14 protein-coding genes and 2 pseudogenes are annotated in these 13,324 nt (G+C 61.8%); 7 read left to right on the top strand and 9 right to left on the bottom strand.

Annotated elements, in window-relative coordinates; all coding sequences use genetic code 11:
• Nucleotides 1–9: 9 nt before the first annotated feature.
• The gene (gene wecC, locus APH42_RS01520; protein ID WP_060492566.1) at nt 10–1,272 is read right to left on the bottom strand and encodes a UDP-N-acetyl-D-mannosamine dehydrogenase; all 1,263 of its coding nucleotides are present in this window, start codon (nt 1,270–1,272) and stop codon (nt 10–12) included.
• Nucleotides 1,269–2,411 carry a non-hydrolyzing UDP-N-acetylglucosamine 2-epimerase gene (wecB, locus tag APH42_RS01515; RefSeq protein WP_012271067.1) on the bottom strand — a complete coding sequence of 381 codons (1,143 nt, stop codon included), beginning with the start codon at nt 2,409–2,411 and terminating at the stop codon, nt 1,269–1,271. The genes wecC and wecB overlap by 4 nt, the downstream gene beginning before the upstream one ends.
• A gap of 32 nt (nt 2,412–2,443) precedes the next feature.
• On the opposite strand from wecB, the gene APH42_RS29800 reads away from it, so the two are divergent.
• Nucleotides 2,444–2,908 (top strand): hypothetical protein, encoded by a 465-nt coding sequence (locus tag APH42_RS29800; RefSeq protein WP_150104945.1) that lies wholly within the window; start codon nt 2,444–2,446, stop codon nt 2,906–2,908.
• Between the two features lie 187 nt (nt 2,909–3,095).
• The gene (locus APH42_RS01510) at nt 3,096–3,431 is read left to right on the top strand and encodes a helix-hairpin-helix domain-containing protein (RefSeq protein ID WP_012271068.1); all 336 of its coding nucleotides are present in this window, start codon (nt 3,096–3,098) and stop codon (nt 3,429–3,431) included.
• A gap of 248 nt (nt 3,432–3,679) precedes the next feature.
• Here APH42_RS01510 and APH42_RS28950 read toward each other — a convergent pair whose 3' ends face one another.
• Entirely contained in the window at nt 3,680–3,847 is a 168-nt protein-coding gene (locus tag APH42_RS28950; protein ID WP_012271069.1) for a DUF2897 family protein, read from the bottom strand.
• A 181-nt stretch (nt 3,848–4,028) separates the two neighbouring features.
• Between APH42_RS28950 and pyrF the strand changes: the two genes are divergently transcribed.
• Nucleotides 4,029–4,730 carry an orotidine-5'-phosphate decarboxylase gene (gene pyrF, locus APH42_RS01505; RefSeq protein WP_060492565.1) on the top strand — a complete coding sequence of 234 codons (702 nt, stop codon included), beginning with the start codon at nt 4,029–4,031 and terminating at the stop codon, nt 4,728–4,730.
• Between the two features lie 101 nt (nt 4,731–4,831).
• On the opposite strand, the gene APH42_RS01500 is transcribed toward pyrF, so the two are convergent.
• Nucleotides 4,832–5,857, bottom strand: coding sequence for an acyltransferase (locus APH42_RS01500; protein WP_060492564.1), 1,026 nt, complete (start codon nt 5,855–5,857; stop codon nt 4,832–4,834).
• Between the two features lie 164 nt (nt 5,858–6,021).
• Nucleotides 6,022–7,023, bottom strand: coding sequence for an NADP-dependent oxidoreductase (locus APH42_RS01495; RefSeq protein WP_060492563.1), 1,002 nt, complete (start codon nt 7,021–7,023; stop codon nt 6,022–6,024).
• Between the two features lie 177 nt (nt 7,024–7,200).
• Between APH42_RS01495 and APH42_RS01490 the strand changes: the two genes are divergently transcribed.
• The 3 genes and pseudogenes from APH42_RS01490 to APH42_RS30755 all read left to right on the top strand — a co-directional run bounded on the left by APH42_RS01490 (nt 7,201) and on the right by APH42_RS30755 (nt 10,064).
• Nucleotides 7,201–7,962: an SDR family oxidoreductase gene (locus APH42_RS01490; RefSeq protein WP_060492562.1), complete on the top strand. Its 762-nt coding sequence runs from the start codon at nt 7,201–7,203 to the stop codon at nt 7,960–7,962.
• Nucleotides 7,963–8,123: 161 nt separating this feature from the next.
• Nucleotides 8,124–9,155, top strand: a pseudogene (locus tag APH42_RS30760) (methyl-accepting chemotaxis protein); the annotation flags it as partial.
• Between the two features lie 27 nt (nt 9,156–9,182).
• On the top strand, nt 9,183–10,064 hold the full coding sequence (locus APH42_RS30755) for a methyl-accepting chemotaxis protein (RefSeq protein WP_370739278.1): 882 nt from the start codon (nt 9,183–9,185) through the stop codon (nt 10,062–10,064).
• 99 nt (nt 10,065–10,163) lie between these two features.
• On the opposite strand, the gene APH42_RS01480 is transcribed toward APH42_RS30755, so the two are convergent.
• Complete coding sequence (locus APH42_RS01480) at nt 10,164–11,354, bottom strand: benzoate/H(+) symporter BenE family transporter (RefSeq protein WP_012271074.1); 1,191 nt, start codon at nt 11,352–11,354, stop codon at nt 10,164–10,166.
• Nucleotides 11,355–11,499: 145 nt separating this feature from the next.
• On the opposite strand from APH42_RS01480, the gene APH42_RS01475 reads away from it, so the two are divergent.
• Entirely contained in the window at nt 11,500–12,102 is a 603-nt protein-coding gene (locus APH42_RS01475; protein ID WP_060492560.1) for a glutathione S-transferase family protein, read from the top strand.
• A 69-nt stretch (nt 12,103–12,171) separates the two neighbouring features.
• Here APH42_RS01475 and APH42_RS01470 read toward each other — a convergent pair whose 3' ends face one another.
• From APH42_RS01470 to APH42_RS01460, 3 genes and pseudogenes are all read right to left on the bottom strand, one after another.
• Nucleotides 12,172–12,543 carry a glutaredoxin gene (locus APH42_RS01470; RefSeq protein WP_012271076.1) on the bottom strand — a complete coding sequence of 124 codons (372 nt, stop codon included), beginning with the start codon at nt 12,541–12,543 and terminating at the stop codon, nt 12,172–12,174.
• Between the two features lie 59 nt (nt 12,544–12,602).
• The gene (gene folE / locus APH42_RS01465) at nt 12,603–13,148 is read right to left on the bottom strand and encodes a GTP cyclohydrolase I FolE (RefSeq protein WP_012271077.1); all 546 of its coding nucleotides are present in this window, start codon (nt 13,146–13,148) and stop codon (nt 12,603–12,605) included.
• A gap of 70 nt (nt 13,149–13,218) precedes the next feature.
• Nucleotides 13,219–13,324, bottom strand: a pseudogene (locus tag APH42_RS01460) (DNA mismatch repair protein MutS); the annotation flags it as partial.

The raw sequence follows: 13,324 nt of genomic DNA, 5'->3' as shown, positions 1-13,324 counted from the left end.
TTTGGTCCATCAGCCCTGGGTTACGCCAGCAGCGTCGATCACGAAGGCGGCGTCGCGCACGCTGAAGGTTTCGCGGAACTCGCGGTGCTTCACCAGCAGTACGTGGATATCGGCGCTATCCTGGGCGTACACGAAATCAACATGCTCGTGGCGCGACAGGCGCTGCGGCAGGGCTTCGATGTTCGGCTCGACCAGTTGCAGGGTGGCTTCCAGCTCGTTGCCCAGGCGTTCGGCAATGCTCAGAGCCGGGCTTTCGCGCAGGTCGTCGATGTCGGCCTTGAAGGCCAGGCCGTAGCAGGCGATTTTCACTTGCTGGGCCGACTTGCCTGGGTTCTTGATCAGGAAGTTGGCGAGGGCCATCTTCACCTTGTCGATCACCCACTCAGGCTTGCTGTCGTTGACTACGCGGGCGGTGCGGATCAGGCGAGCCTGCTCAGGGGTCTGGCTGACGATGAACCATGGGTCCACGGCGATGCAGTGGCCGCCAACACCTGGGCCAGGCTGCAGAATGTTCACGCGTGGGTGGTGGTTGGCCAGGCGAATCAGCTCCCACACGTCGATGTTCAGCTTGTCGCAGATGATCGACAGTTCGTTGGCGAACGCAATGTTCACGTCACGGAAGCTGTTTTCGGTCAGCTTGCACATTTCGGCAGTGCGGGCGTTGGTGATGATGCACTCGCCTTCGACGAAGGTGCGATACAGGCGTACGGCAGCTTCCGAGCACTTCTTGGTCATGCCGCCGATGATGCGGTCGTTTTCTACCAATTCGCGCAGCACGTGGCCTGGCAGTACGCGCTCAGGGCAGTGGACGATGCGGATGTCGGAGGCTTCGCCGTGGGTTTGCGGGAAGCTCAGGTCCGGGCGAGCCTGGGCCAGCCAGTAGGCCATCTGCTCGGTGGCACCGACTGGGGAGGTGGATTCGAGGATCACCAGGTCACCCTTTTTCAGCACAGGCGCGATGGCCTTGCTGGCGGACTCGATGTAGCTCAGGTCCGGCTGGTGATCGTCCATGAACGGGGTCGGTACGGCGATCAGGAAGGCGTCGGCCGCTTCCGGTACGGTGGAGGCGCGCAGGTAGCCTTCGGTTACCGCCGCGTGTACCACCATGTCCAGCTCGGGCTCGACGATGTGGATTTCACCACGGTTGATGGTATCGACCGCGTGCTGGTTAACATCGATGCCGATGACATGCTTCTTGCGGGCGGCGAAAACAGCGGCGGTTGGCAGGCCGATATAGCCCAGACCTACGACGGAAATCTTGTTGAAGCTCATGCTACGTCCTTGGAGTTGGAGAATGCGGAGAGTGCGTCGAGGATTCGCGCGCACGCTTTTCCATCGCCGTAGGGGTTATGGGCAACGCTCATCTCGCGGTAGGTCGCATCGTCGATGAGCAGTTTCGCCAGGTTTTCGGTAATCGATTCCACGTCGGTGCCTACCAGCTTGACCGTGCCGGCGGCCACGGCTTCCGGGCGCTCGGTGGTGTCACGCATGACCAGTACCGGCTTGCCCAGGGCTGGGGCTTCTTCCTGGATGCCACCGGAGTCGGTGAGGATCAGGTACGAGCGGGTCATCAGGTACACGAACGGCAGGTAGTCCAGCGGCTCGATCAGGTGGATGTTGGTGACGTCGGCCAGCAGGCGGTTCACCGGTTCGCGCACGTTCGGGTTGAGGTGCACGGGGTACACGATTTCCACGTCAGGGAATTGACGTGCAGTTTGCACCAGCGCCTGGCAGATGCGTTCGAAGCCGCCACCGAAGTTCTCGCGGCGGTGGCCAGTCACCAGCACCATGCGGCGCTTAGGGTTCAGGAAGCTGAACTGGGCTTCGAACTGGTTTTTCAGTGCTGGGCTTTCCAGCTTGCGAACGACTTCCAGCAGTGCATCGATCACTGTGTTGCCGGTGGTGTAGATGGTCGCGGCATCGGTGCCTTCACGCAGCAGGTTGTCCTGCGAGGTGGAGGTGGGCGCGAAATGCAGCGCGGCCAAGGCACCGGTCAGGCGGCGATTGCCTTCTTCCGGCCATGGCGAATACAGGTTGCCGGTGCGCAGGCCCGCTTCCACGTGGGCGATCGGAATCTGCTGGTAGTAAGCGGCCAGGCTGGTGGCCAGGGTTGTAGCGGTGTCGCCGTGCACCAGCACCACATCGGGCTTGAACTCGGCCAGCACAGGTTTCAGACCCTGCAGGATGGCAGTGGTCACGTCGGTCAGGTCCTGGCCGGGCTTCATGATGTTCAAGTCGTAGTCGGGCTTGATCTCGAACAGCTCCAGTACCTGGTCAAGCATCTGGCGGTGTTGGCCGGTGACGCAGACGCGCGACTCGAAACGGTCGTCCTGGGCAAGGTTGAGGGCCAGCGGTGCCATTTTGATGGCTTCTGGGCGGGTGCCAAATACGATGAGGGTCTTGAGGGACACGGCGACGGTCTTCTGTGTGTGAGTAAAGGCGGATGGAACAGGTGCTACGGGCAAGGATCTGGGGTGTTGCTCAGGTCGGCCGGGGGTGGCCTGCTGACGCCGCACGATGGAAATCGGGCAAGGTCAGTGGGGGAGGTGAAAAAAAATTCATTCTGCTCGGATCCTTCAAGCGAAGCGGCTGTCCTAAGTCCGCAAATTTATCATTTCGTCATCATTATGACATCCCGTCTGGCACGTTTTTTTCCATTGTGTGTAGGAAAATACTGACAAGCATCGATAAATTGGATCCTATTTTTGTTGGAATAATCAATAAAAACGATTGTTTGATGTTATTCAGACATCATGCCAACAAAGTCAATATCACTAACGTATACGACGAACGGGCGGGGCCTTGTCCGGCAAGGCTTGTAGGAAAAGCAACGGCGTTTGGTCTGAATGAAGCCGAGGTTAAACGGGAATTTACCTGGCGGCGTTTTGCCATTGCCTCTTTTTCATGAAGTTAACTTGAAACATGGCGTAACGCCATCATTTTTGGATGGCCGAAGTTGGTTTTTTCAATGTCTGATCCCGTAACGATTAAACGGGCCTAGTTGTTGTTCGCAAAATGGCAGGGCCGCTAGGGTTAGTTGCGCAGCCGAAGGAAAGCGGCTGCTGAAAATCGACCAACCCAAGGAGTGTTCTTCCATGCGTAACAACGTTCTGTCGTACCTGCTGCTGCCACTGTTCGCCAGCCTGTCGTTCTCCCTTAGCGCAGCACCGGCCAGCGCCCCGTCGGCGCCCGAAGCGGTACCCGTGGTGGCTCAGGCGCAGGCCCAGCAAGCGCCTCGGCTGGACCTGAACAAGGCCGATGCGCTGACTTTGCAGAAGGAGTTGAACGGGATAGGAAAGGCCAAGGCCGAAGCCATCGTGGCCTACCGCGAGGCCCATGGGCCGTTTGCTTCGGTGGATGAACTGCTGGAGATCAAGGGGATAGGCAATGCCCTGCTGGAGCGGAATCGTGACAAGGTGATGGTGGAGTAAGGGACGGGCAGGCAGCCAGCTGGCTTGGGGCTGCTAATTGCTTTTTTGGGGCTGGTTTGCAGCCCATCGCGGCGCGAGGCCGCGCCCACAAGAGAGATGCAATCGCTTGTGGGTGCGGCTTTGTTTGGAAAAGGGGGGGCGTTTATAAAAATAAAAAACGAGACAATACAATAGGTTAATTAAGTGTTTTGCCGAGCGTCAAAAAGTTGCCTGAAGCCACGGCGTCTCAAACCCATTGTTTAACCCTTTTAACGGTCCTGCGCGTCCTTGGCATCTGCCTCGGCATTGCGCTCATGCACCTTGCGCAGTTGGTCTTCGGTCAGTGGCAATTTTTTTGCCGTGTCGCGCAGCATCATCAACCCACCGACGATGGAGCCGAGGGCTATGATGAGGATCAGCCAGGCATACCAGGGCATTGTCGTTCTCCTATAGCGGCTAGTGGGCAGCGCTTGTACGAATTTTGAGCATTTGCCCGTTCCATTGGTTCAATTATAGAAGCCAGCCACTGCCGGGCCAATTCCGTGACCCGCGGGCCCCAAAGCTTGCGTCACTTCGTTTACAATGCGCGCCGTTTTCGACTTGCCAAGAGACCCTGCCATGTCCGCCTGCCAGACGCCCCTGATCGTCGCCCTGGATTTCCCTACCCGTGAGGCCGCCCTGAAGCTGGCTGACCAGCTTGACCCTGCGCTGTGCCGGGTAAAGGTTGGCAAGGAGCTGTTTACCAGCAGCGCTTCGGGCATTGTCGAAACCCTGTGCGACAAGGGCTTCGAAGTGTTCCTCGACCTGAAGTTCCACGACATCCCCAACACCACCGCCATGGCGGTAAAGGCCGCCGCCGAGATGGGTGTGTGGATGGTCAACGTGCATTGCTCCGGTGGCCTGCGCATGATGGCTGCCTGCCGCGAAGAGCTGGCCAAGCGCAGCGGCCCGCAGCCGTTGCTGATTGGCGTGACCGTGCTGACCAGCATGGAACGCGAAGACCTGGCTGGCATTGGCCTGGATGTCGACCCGCAGGAGCAGGTGCTGCGCCTGGCGGCACTGGCGCAAAAGGCCGGCATGGACGGTTTGGTGTGCTCGGCGCTTGAGGCCCCCGCGCTGAAGGCGGCGCACCCGTCGCTGCAACTGGTGACCCCGGGCATTCGCCCGGCGGGTAGCGCGCAGGATGACCAGCGCCGTATCCTCACTCCGCGCCAGGCACTGGATGCGGGTTCGGATTACCTGGTGATCGGCCGGCCGATCAGCCAGGCAGCCGACCCAGCGCAAGCGCTGGCGGCAGTGGTGGCGGAGATTCGCGCGTAAGTAGCCTGCGATTGTGGAAGAAGGCCAGCACGAGCGTGCTGGCCTTTTTTGTTTCTGCAGGCTGTGTGTGCAGGTTTTTCACCCATCTTCGGTAGCTGGAATCAGATCACTGCGCGCACCGGCTTGAACAGCCTGAGCAAGTAGATCGGTACCAAAGTCAGCACGAAAACAGCCACTGCCAGCAACGGTATCAACCACGCCAGCGAATGCCCCTCGATCAGCGGGCCATAGAAGATGCTGGCCCTGTTCATGATGAACACGTGCAAGCAGTACAGCCCCAACGTACAACCCGACAGCTCGGCCAGCAGCTTACTGTGCTGTACAAGGTGCCCGCCCAGCGCAAGCAGCAGGCGAAAGGCGCAGATGGCGGCCAGCACCACCAACGGAGATACGTAGGAATAGAAAACCTGGTTGGGCTCGCCGTGCTGCATGGACACGGCATGCGTGGCGGCGGCGGTCAGGGCGCCGCTGGTGGCGAAGCCGGCAAGGTTTACCCAGGCGTTGCCCGGGCCGTGCAGCCGAATTTGTTCGTAAACATAGGCGCCCAGGAATGCATAGCCGGCAAACCCCATGAACGTAAACAGCTCATAGGTATGGACCACGTTGGCCAATGTAGGGTTGAACTGTGCGGCGGTGGGCAGCAGGCAACTGATCACTAGCCACAGGCCCAGGAACACTCGCTTCTCCTGTGCCCCGCAATGCTGGTAGACCTTGGCCATGTAGGGCATGAACAAATAAATGCCGATGATCGCGTACAGGTACCAGAGGTGGTAGTAGACAGGGCCGTGGAGCATGGCCACTGCCGCTTGCCACAAGCTGCCGTGCCCGGTGCCCAGGGTCGTGCGCCACAGCGCATAGAACACCGACCAGAACAGCAGCGGCGGCAGTATGCGCACAAAGCGCTTCTGGTAGAACGTGATTGCACCCTCTGTTCGGTTCAACAGCAGGGCGCCAGACAGCATCAGGAACAGGGGGACGCAAGACCTGACCAAGGAGTTGTAGATGTTGGAGGACATCCAGTTGTCATCCCGTTGCAGTGCCCCGGCTGATGCGATGTGAAGGATTATCACCATGAAGCAGGCGGCGATCCTGCAAAGGTCGAGTCCGGCATTCAAGCGTTGCTGCATTGGTTGCCCACCTTGTCGCTACCTTGCGCAATGGGTTCTTGTAGATGCCTGAATGTACGGTGGAAGGGGGAAACTGCAAGCGGTGAAAGTGCCACAACACGTGCTGAGGCCCGACTTCAATGGGGCGCCGCTCCTAAAGGAGGGGCGGCGCAGGCTTTTGAGGGTTAGACCTTCAGCACCAACTTGCCAAAGTTCTCCCCACTGAACAGCTTCAGCAACGTCTCGGGGAAGGTCTCCAACCCCTCCACCACATCTTCCTTGCTCTTCACCTGCCCACTGGCCAGCCACCCGGCAATCTCCAGCGCGGCCTTGCCGTAGTCCTTGCTGTAGTCCATCACCACAAACCCTTCCATACGCGCACGGTTCACCAGTAGCGCCAGGTAGTTGGCTGGCCCCTTCACCGCTTCCTTGTTGTTGTACTGGCTGATCGCGCCGCAAATCACGATGCGGGCCTTGAAGTTGATGCGCGTCAGCACGGCATCGAGGATCTCGCCGCCGACGTTGTCGAAGTACACGTCCACGCCTTTGGGGCATTCGCGCTTCAGGCCAGCCAGTACGTCTTCGGCTTTGTAGTCGATCACCCCGTCAAAGCCCAGCTCGTCCAGCAGGTACCGGCACTTCTCGGCGCCGCCGGCAATGCCGACCACGCGGCACCCTTTGACCTTGGCAATTTGCCCGACAATGCTGCCCACCGCACCGGCCGCGCCGGAGATGACCACGGTATCGCCGGCCTTGGGCTGGCCAACATCCAGCAGGGCGAAGTAGGCCGTCATGCCGGTCATGCCCAGCGCCGACAGGTAGCGGGGCAGGGGGGCCAGGTTGGGGTCGATCTTGTGCAGGCCCTGGGGCTCGCCGGTGAAATAGTCCTGCACCCCAAGCGCGCCGCTGACGTGGTCGCCTGGTTTGAATGCCGAGTGGTTGGAGGCGACCACTTCGCCCACACCCAGCGCACGCATTACCTGGCCCAGGGCCACGGGCGGGATGTAGGACTTGCCTTCGTTCATCCAGCCGCGCATGGCGGGGTCCAGCGACAGGTACAGGTTACGCACCAGCACCTGGCCTTCGCCGGGTTGTTCGACGGGCACGGTCTCGAAGCTGAAGTCGTCACGGCGCACGGCGCCGACCGGGCGTTTGGCAAGCAGGAAGCGGCGGTTGGTCTGGGTCATGGCGGGTCCTTGTGGGCAGTGGAGTGAGTGAGGTGTTCAATCTACCTTGTTGATTTAGGCAGGTCGTTAACATCACTGACAGGCATGGTAGCCCAACCGTTGGTGTGATGATGCTGCCCGGCCGAGCGGTGGCTGGCTATGCTCTGAACCCCACCTAACCCCCCACAGGAGCACGCGATGAGCATGACCTTTTCTGGCCAGGTAGCCCTGGTGACTGGCGCTGCCGCCGGTATTGGCCGGGCAACCGCCCTGGCTTTCGCCCGCGAGGGCCTGAAGGTGGTGGTGGCCGACCTTGACCCGGTCGGCGGCGAAGCCACTGTGGCGCTGATCCACGCGGCGGGTGGCGAAGCGCTGTTCATTGCCTGCGACGTTACCCGCGACACCGAGGTGCGCCAGCTGCACGAGCGCCTGATCGCCACCTGCGGTCGGCTGGACTATGCCTACAACAACGCTGGGGTCGAGATCGAGCAACACCGTCTGGCGGAAGGCAGCGAGGCAGAGTTCGATGCCATCATGGGTGTGAACGTGAAGGGCGTGTGGTTGTGCATGAAGTACCAGCTGCCTTTGCTGCTGGCCCAGGGCGGTGGGGTCATCGTCAACACGGCCTCGGTGGCGGGGCTGGGGGCGGCGCCGAAGATGAGCATCTACAGCGCCAGCAAGCATGCGGTGATTGGCCTGACCAAGTCGGCGGCCATCGAGTACGCCAAGAAGGGCGTCCGCGTGAACGCTGTGTGCCCGGCGGTGATCGACACCGACATGTTCCGCCGTGCCTACGAGGCCGACCCGCGCAAGGCCGAGTTCGCCGCCGCCATGCACCCGGTGGGGCGCATTGGCAAGGTTGAGGAAATCGCCAGCGCGGTGCTGTACCTGTGTAGCGACGGTGCGGCGTTTACCACCGGGCATTGCCTGACGGTCGATGGTGGGGCTACGGCGATCTGAGCCAGGCACTCCTCCCGCACGCAGGGGCGACCTCGGCCAAGCTGATAACGACACGCACATAGCTATTTGACACTATTCTGACGCCAGGCCCTTGTTCACAGGCTGGCAACGTTGCCACCCTTGGCCTTCGGATAACCTCGCAAGCAGAAGGGGAGTCGGCGATGGGCGCGAGCAAGCACGGTGTGCTGGCCAACCTGGGCATGGCCCGCAAACTCGGCCTGGGCTTTGCCCTGGTGCTGCTGTTGACACTGGCGGTGGCAGCCATCGGCGTCGCTGCGTTGCACAGCGTCGGCCAGCGTTTCGACAGCTTGCGCCAGCTGGCCCAGTTCAATACCGACCTGTTGCGCTTGCGCCAGCACGAGCAGGCGTTTGCCCTGCGCTCCGACATGCAGCAGGCCGAGGCCTTGCGCAGCGGCCTGCAGGGCCTGGCCGAGCGCGCCCGGGGCCTGCCGGCACTGGCGGCGGCGCAAACCGATCTTGCCGCCTATGGCCAGGCATTCGAGGCCTTTGTCGAGGCGGTGCAGGCCAAGGAGCTGGCGCTGGACATGGCCAGTTGGTCGGTGTCCAGCGTGGCCAACAACCTCGATGTGCTGCAGGCCGGCCTGGCCGATGACGGTGTGTACACGCTCAAGCAGTCCCAGGGCCAGCAGGGTGGTGAGTTCCTTGAGCAAGCTGCGCAAGTGGCACAGGTGTCGCGGCTGATGCTGCAGGCCATGGACGAAGCGCGGGTGCGCCTGGAAAAAAGCCGTAAGGGCGAAGAGGGTTTGAGCCAGGAGCGAATTGCCCAGACGGTGGAGGCCGCCAGCCTGGTCAGCCAACTACAGGGTGCGGTTGGCGATGCCGGTTACCAGAGTGTGCTTGGCGAAGTGGCCGGGCACATTGGCAGCTTCTCGGAAAAACTCAACGAATACACCGACCAGTTGGCCCGCGAGCAGGGGCTAAAGGCGCAGTTGCAAACCAGTGCCGAGCAAGTGACCGGGCAAGTCGACCAGGCCTATCTGGGGCAGGAGCAGGCTCTGCAGGGCGAGCTGCAGCGTAATGCCGTTGCCATCGGCCTGGCCACGGTGCTGGCCTTGATCGTCGGTGTATTGGCGGCCTGGATGATTACCCGTGCGGTCGTCGGCCCTCTCCAGCATGTCATCGCCCGCGCCCAGCGTATCGCTGCGGGTGAGCTGGGCTTGGACGCCCAGGCGCCGCGCCGGGACGAGGTGGGGCAACTGATGCAGGCCATGCAGCAGATGGCGGCGGGGCTTTCGGGTATTGTCAGCGGCCTGCAGCAGGGCATCGAACAATTGGCTGGCAACGCCCAGGCGTTGTCGGCGGTGACCGAGCAGACCAATCGCGAGGTGGGCAGCCAGAAGGAAGAAACCGAGCAGGTCGCCACCGCCATGCAGCAGATGACCGCCACCGTGCACGATGTGGCACGCAATGCCGAAGAGGCGGCGCAAGCGGCCCAGGCAGCGGACGAGAAAGTCGACACCGGCCAGCAGGTGGTGCGCCAGAGCATGCAGCGCATCGAGCAGTTGGCGGCGGCGGCGGAAACAGCCAGCGCTGGCATCGACAGCCTCAGTGCCGAAATTCACACCATCGGCGACGTGCTGGAAGTGATCAAGAGCGTGGCCGAGCAAACCAACCTGTTGGCGCTCAATGCCGCCATCGAGGCAGCTCGCGCCGGTGAGCAAGGGCGTGGTTTTGCCGTGGTGGCCGATGAGGTGCGCGCGTTGGCGCGGCGTACCCGGCAATCCACCGAGCAGATCGAGACACTGGTCGCCAGCCTGCGCGGTAATGCCCAGCAATCGGTGGCGCAGATCCGTGGCAGTGCCGAGCTGGTGCGCCTGGCGGTGGCCGATGCGCTGCAGACGGAAAGTGCGCTGGGCAGCATTGCCGCGGCGGTGTCATTGATTCAGCAGATGAACCAGCAGATCGCCGCGGCGGCCGAGCAGCAGAGCTCGGTGGCGGAGGAGATAAGCCGTAGCGTCACGCAGATTCGCGGTAGTGCGGATCAGGCGGCGTTGGCGATGCGGGACAATGCCCGGTCGAGTGTGGAGCTGGCGCAGTTGGGGGCTGATTTGAAAGGGATGGTGGGGCATTTCAGGCTTTAGGTGCCAGGTGCCAGGTGCCAGGTTCAAAGTGCTTTGTGGGTTTTGAGATCGAGCGCCGCGCGGGCGGCGCTCGATCTCAACCCCAGCGCCTCTCTACCGTCATCCCCTGCGCGGATTCAGGATCATCAAGGTCAGCACCCCCGCCACAATCCCCCAGAACGCCGAGCCTATCGAGAACAGGGTCAACCCCGAAGCCGTGACCATGAAGGTAATCACCGCCGCCTCACGCTCGCGCGCCTCGCTCATGGCCACGGTCAGCCCGTTCATGATCGAACCAAACAGCGCCAGTGCGGCAATCGACAGCACCAGCTCCTTAGGCAATGCCGCAAACAATGCCGCCAAGGTCGCCCCGAACACCCCGGCAATGCCGTAGAAAATCCCGCACCACACCGCCGCGGTGTAGCGTTTGCTCGGGTCTTCATGGGCATGCGGCCCGGTGCAGATCGCTGCGCTGATCGCCGCCAGGTTGACCCCATGCGAGCCGAATGGCGCCAGCAGCAGCGAGGCAAAGCCGGTGGCCGAAATCAGCGGCGAGGCGGGCACCTGGTAGCCGTCGGCACGCAGCACGGCCACGCCGGGCATGTTCTGCGAGGTCATGGCCACTACGAACAGTGGAATGCCGATACTGATGGTTGCCGCCAGCGAGAAGCTGGGTGTGGTCCATACTGGTTTGGCCACTTCCAAGTGGAAGCCGCTGAAGTCCAGCAGGCCCAGCGCGCCGGACAATGCCGTGCCCACCAACAGCGCGGCCAGTACGCAGTAGCGTGGCGACAGGCGCTTGACCAGCAGGTAGCTGAAGAACATGCCCAGCACCAGCAACGTGCGGTGCTGGGCGGCGACGAAGATTTCGCTGCCGATCTTGAACAGGATGCCCGCCAGCAGTGCCGAGGCCAGCGAGGCCGGAATGCGTTTGACCAGGCGCTCGAAGCTGCCGGTCAGGCCACAGATGAGGACCAGTACGGCACAGGTGATATAGGCGCCAATGGCTTCGCCATAGCTGACCCCGCCCAGGCTGGTGATCAGCAAGGCAGCGCCCGGGGTGGACCAGGCCACGGTGACGGGGGTGCGATAGCGCAGCGATAGGCCGATGCTGCACACCGCCATGCCGATGGACAGCGCCCAGATCCATGACGAAATCTGCGCAGTGGTCAGCCCGGCCGCCTGGCCGGCCTGGAACATCAGTACCAGCGAACTGGTGTAGCCGGTGAGCATGGCAATGAAGCCTGCAACCACAGCCGACGGAGAGGTGTCTGCCAGGGGCCGCAGGCGTGCGGAGGTGGCATCGGTCATGAACAAAATCCTTGTAAAGGTGTAAGCAGTTTTTTCAGACTACAGCGCGCAAGGTTGATCCTTGCCATACAGCGGCCATTGCATTTAGCCGTACAGTCACCAACTATTGGGCGCAATTGCAAAACTGCTTGGCAGTGGAGGGGCGATGTACAAGGTCTATGGCGACTACCAGTCGGGCAACTGCTACAAGGTCAAGCTGATGTTGAGCTTGCTGGGTCGGCCGTATGAATGGCACCCGGTGGACATCCTCAAGGGCGAGACCGAAACGCCCGAGTTTTTGGCGATGAACCCCAACGGCAAGGTGCCGGTACTGGAGCTGGAGGACGGCAGCTACCTGTGGGAGTCCAACGCCATTCTCAACTTCCTGGCCGATGGCAGCGAGTTCCTGCCCAGCGAGCCGCGCCTGCGCACGCAGGTGTTGCAGTGGCAGTTCTTCGAGCAGTACAGCCATGAGCCGTACATCGCCGTGGCGCGGTTCATCCAGTTTTACCTGGGGCTGCCGGACGAGCGCCTGGAGGAGTACCGCAAGCTGCACAAGGGCGGCTACAAGGCGCTGAAGGTGATGGAGCGGCAGCTGCAGATGACGCCGTACCTGGTGGGTGAGCAATACTCGATTGCCGATGTGGCGTTGTATGCCTACACCCATGTGGCGCAGCAGGGCGGTTTCGACCTGGCCGATTACCCGGCGGTAAGGGCCTGGCTGGAGCGGGTCACCAGCCACCCACGGCATGTGCCGATGGTGGGATGATCTTCAGCTTGTATCGGCCTCTTCGCGGGTTTGCCCGCGAAGAGGCCGATACACGAAAGCTACGACCTGTCAGACCGAAGCAAACCGCTCATCCAGGTAGGCAATGATGGCCTTGGACTCGTACATCCAGGTCACCTTGCCGGCTTCTTCAATGCGCAGGCAAGGCACTTTCACCCGGCCGCCACCTTCCTGCAGGGCCTGGCGGTGCACCGGGTCGTTCTTGGCGTCGCGCAGCGCCACCGGTACGTTCAGGCGATGCAGGGTGCGGCGGGTCTTGACGCAGAACGGGCAGGCATGGAACTGGTACAGCGCCAGGCCCTTGGCCGCTTGCTCGACGCGGGCCTGGGCGGCGGCGTCACGCTTGCGCTTGGCCGGGCGGCTGATCCAGTCACCGAAGACGATAAGCTGGCCGAGGCCAACCCGCAGGGCTTTGACGATCATGGGCAACTCCTGAAATGCAAAAGCCGACCCGCAGGGGTCGGCTCGGGGTCAGCAGCCAATCACTTGATCAGGCTGAGGAACTCGCTGCGGGTGGCGGCGTTTTCGCGGAATTCACCCAGCATCACCGAGGTGATCATGGTCGAATTCTGCTTCTCGACACCGCGCATCATCATGCACATATGCTTGGCTTCGACCACGACGGCCACACCGGCGGCACCGGTAACCTGCTGCACGGCTTCGGCGATCTGGCGGCTGAGGTTTTCCTGGATCTGCAGGCGGCGGGCGTACATGTCGACGATGCGCGCCACCTTCGACAGGCCAAGGACCTTGCCCTTGGGCAGGTAGGCCACGTGTGCCTTGCCGATGAACGGCAGCATGTGGTGTTCGCACATCGAATACAGCTCGATGTCCCGGACCAGCACCATTTCGCTGTTATCAGAGCTGAACAGCGCGTTGTTGGTGACCTCTTCCAGTGTTTGCTCATAACCGCGGCAAAGGTACTTCATCGCCTTTGCAGCCCGCTTGGGCGTGTCGAGCAGGCCCTCACGGGAGACGTCCTCGCCAATCTGGCTGAGGATCTCGGTGTAGTTCTGTTCCAGGGACATGGATCTACCTGTGGGAAAAAATCGCAAAAACGAAGGGTACGGCGGTGAGGGCGGCGCTGCAAGCGCGGCGTTACTCGTCGCGGCCTTCGAGCATGGTTCGCTTGAGCATCACATACACCGCGCCAGTGCCGCCATGGCGGGCGCTGCAGGAGGCAAAACCGAGCACCTGCGGGTGC

Origin of the sequence: Pseudomonas sp. NBRC 111140, assembly GCF_001320885.1 — a bacterium.
In the GTDB taxonomy this organism is placed as follows: domain Bacteria; phylum Pseudomonadota; class Gammaproteobacteria; order Pseudomonadales; family Pseudomonadaceae; genus Aquipseudomonas; species Aquipseudomonas putida_P.
Note: the sequence above shows the minus strand (reverse complement) of the source record. Positions and strands in the feature narration are given on the sequence as shown.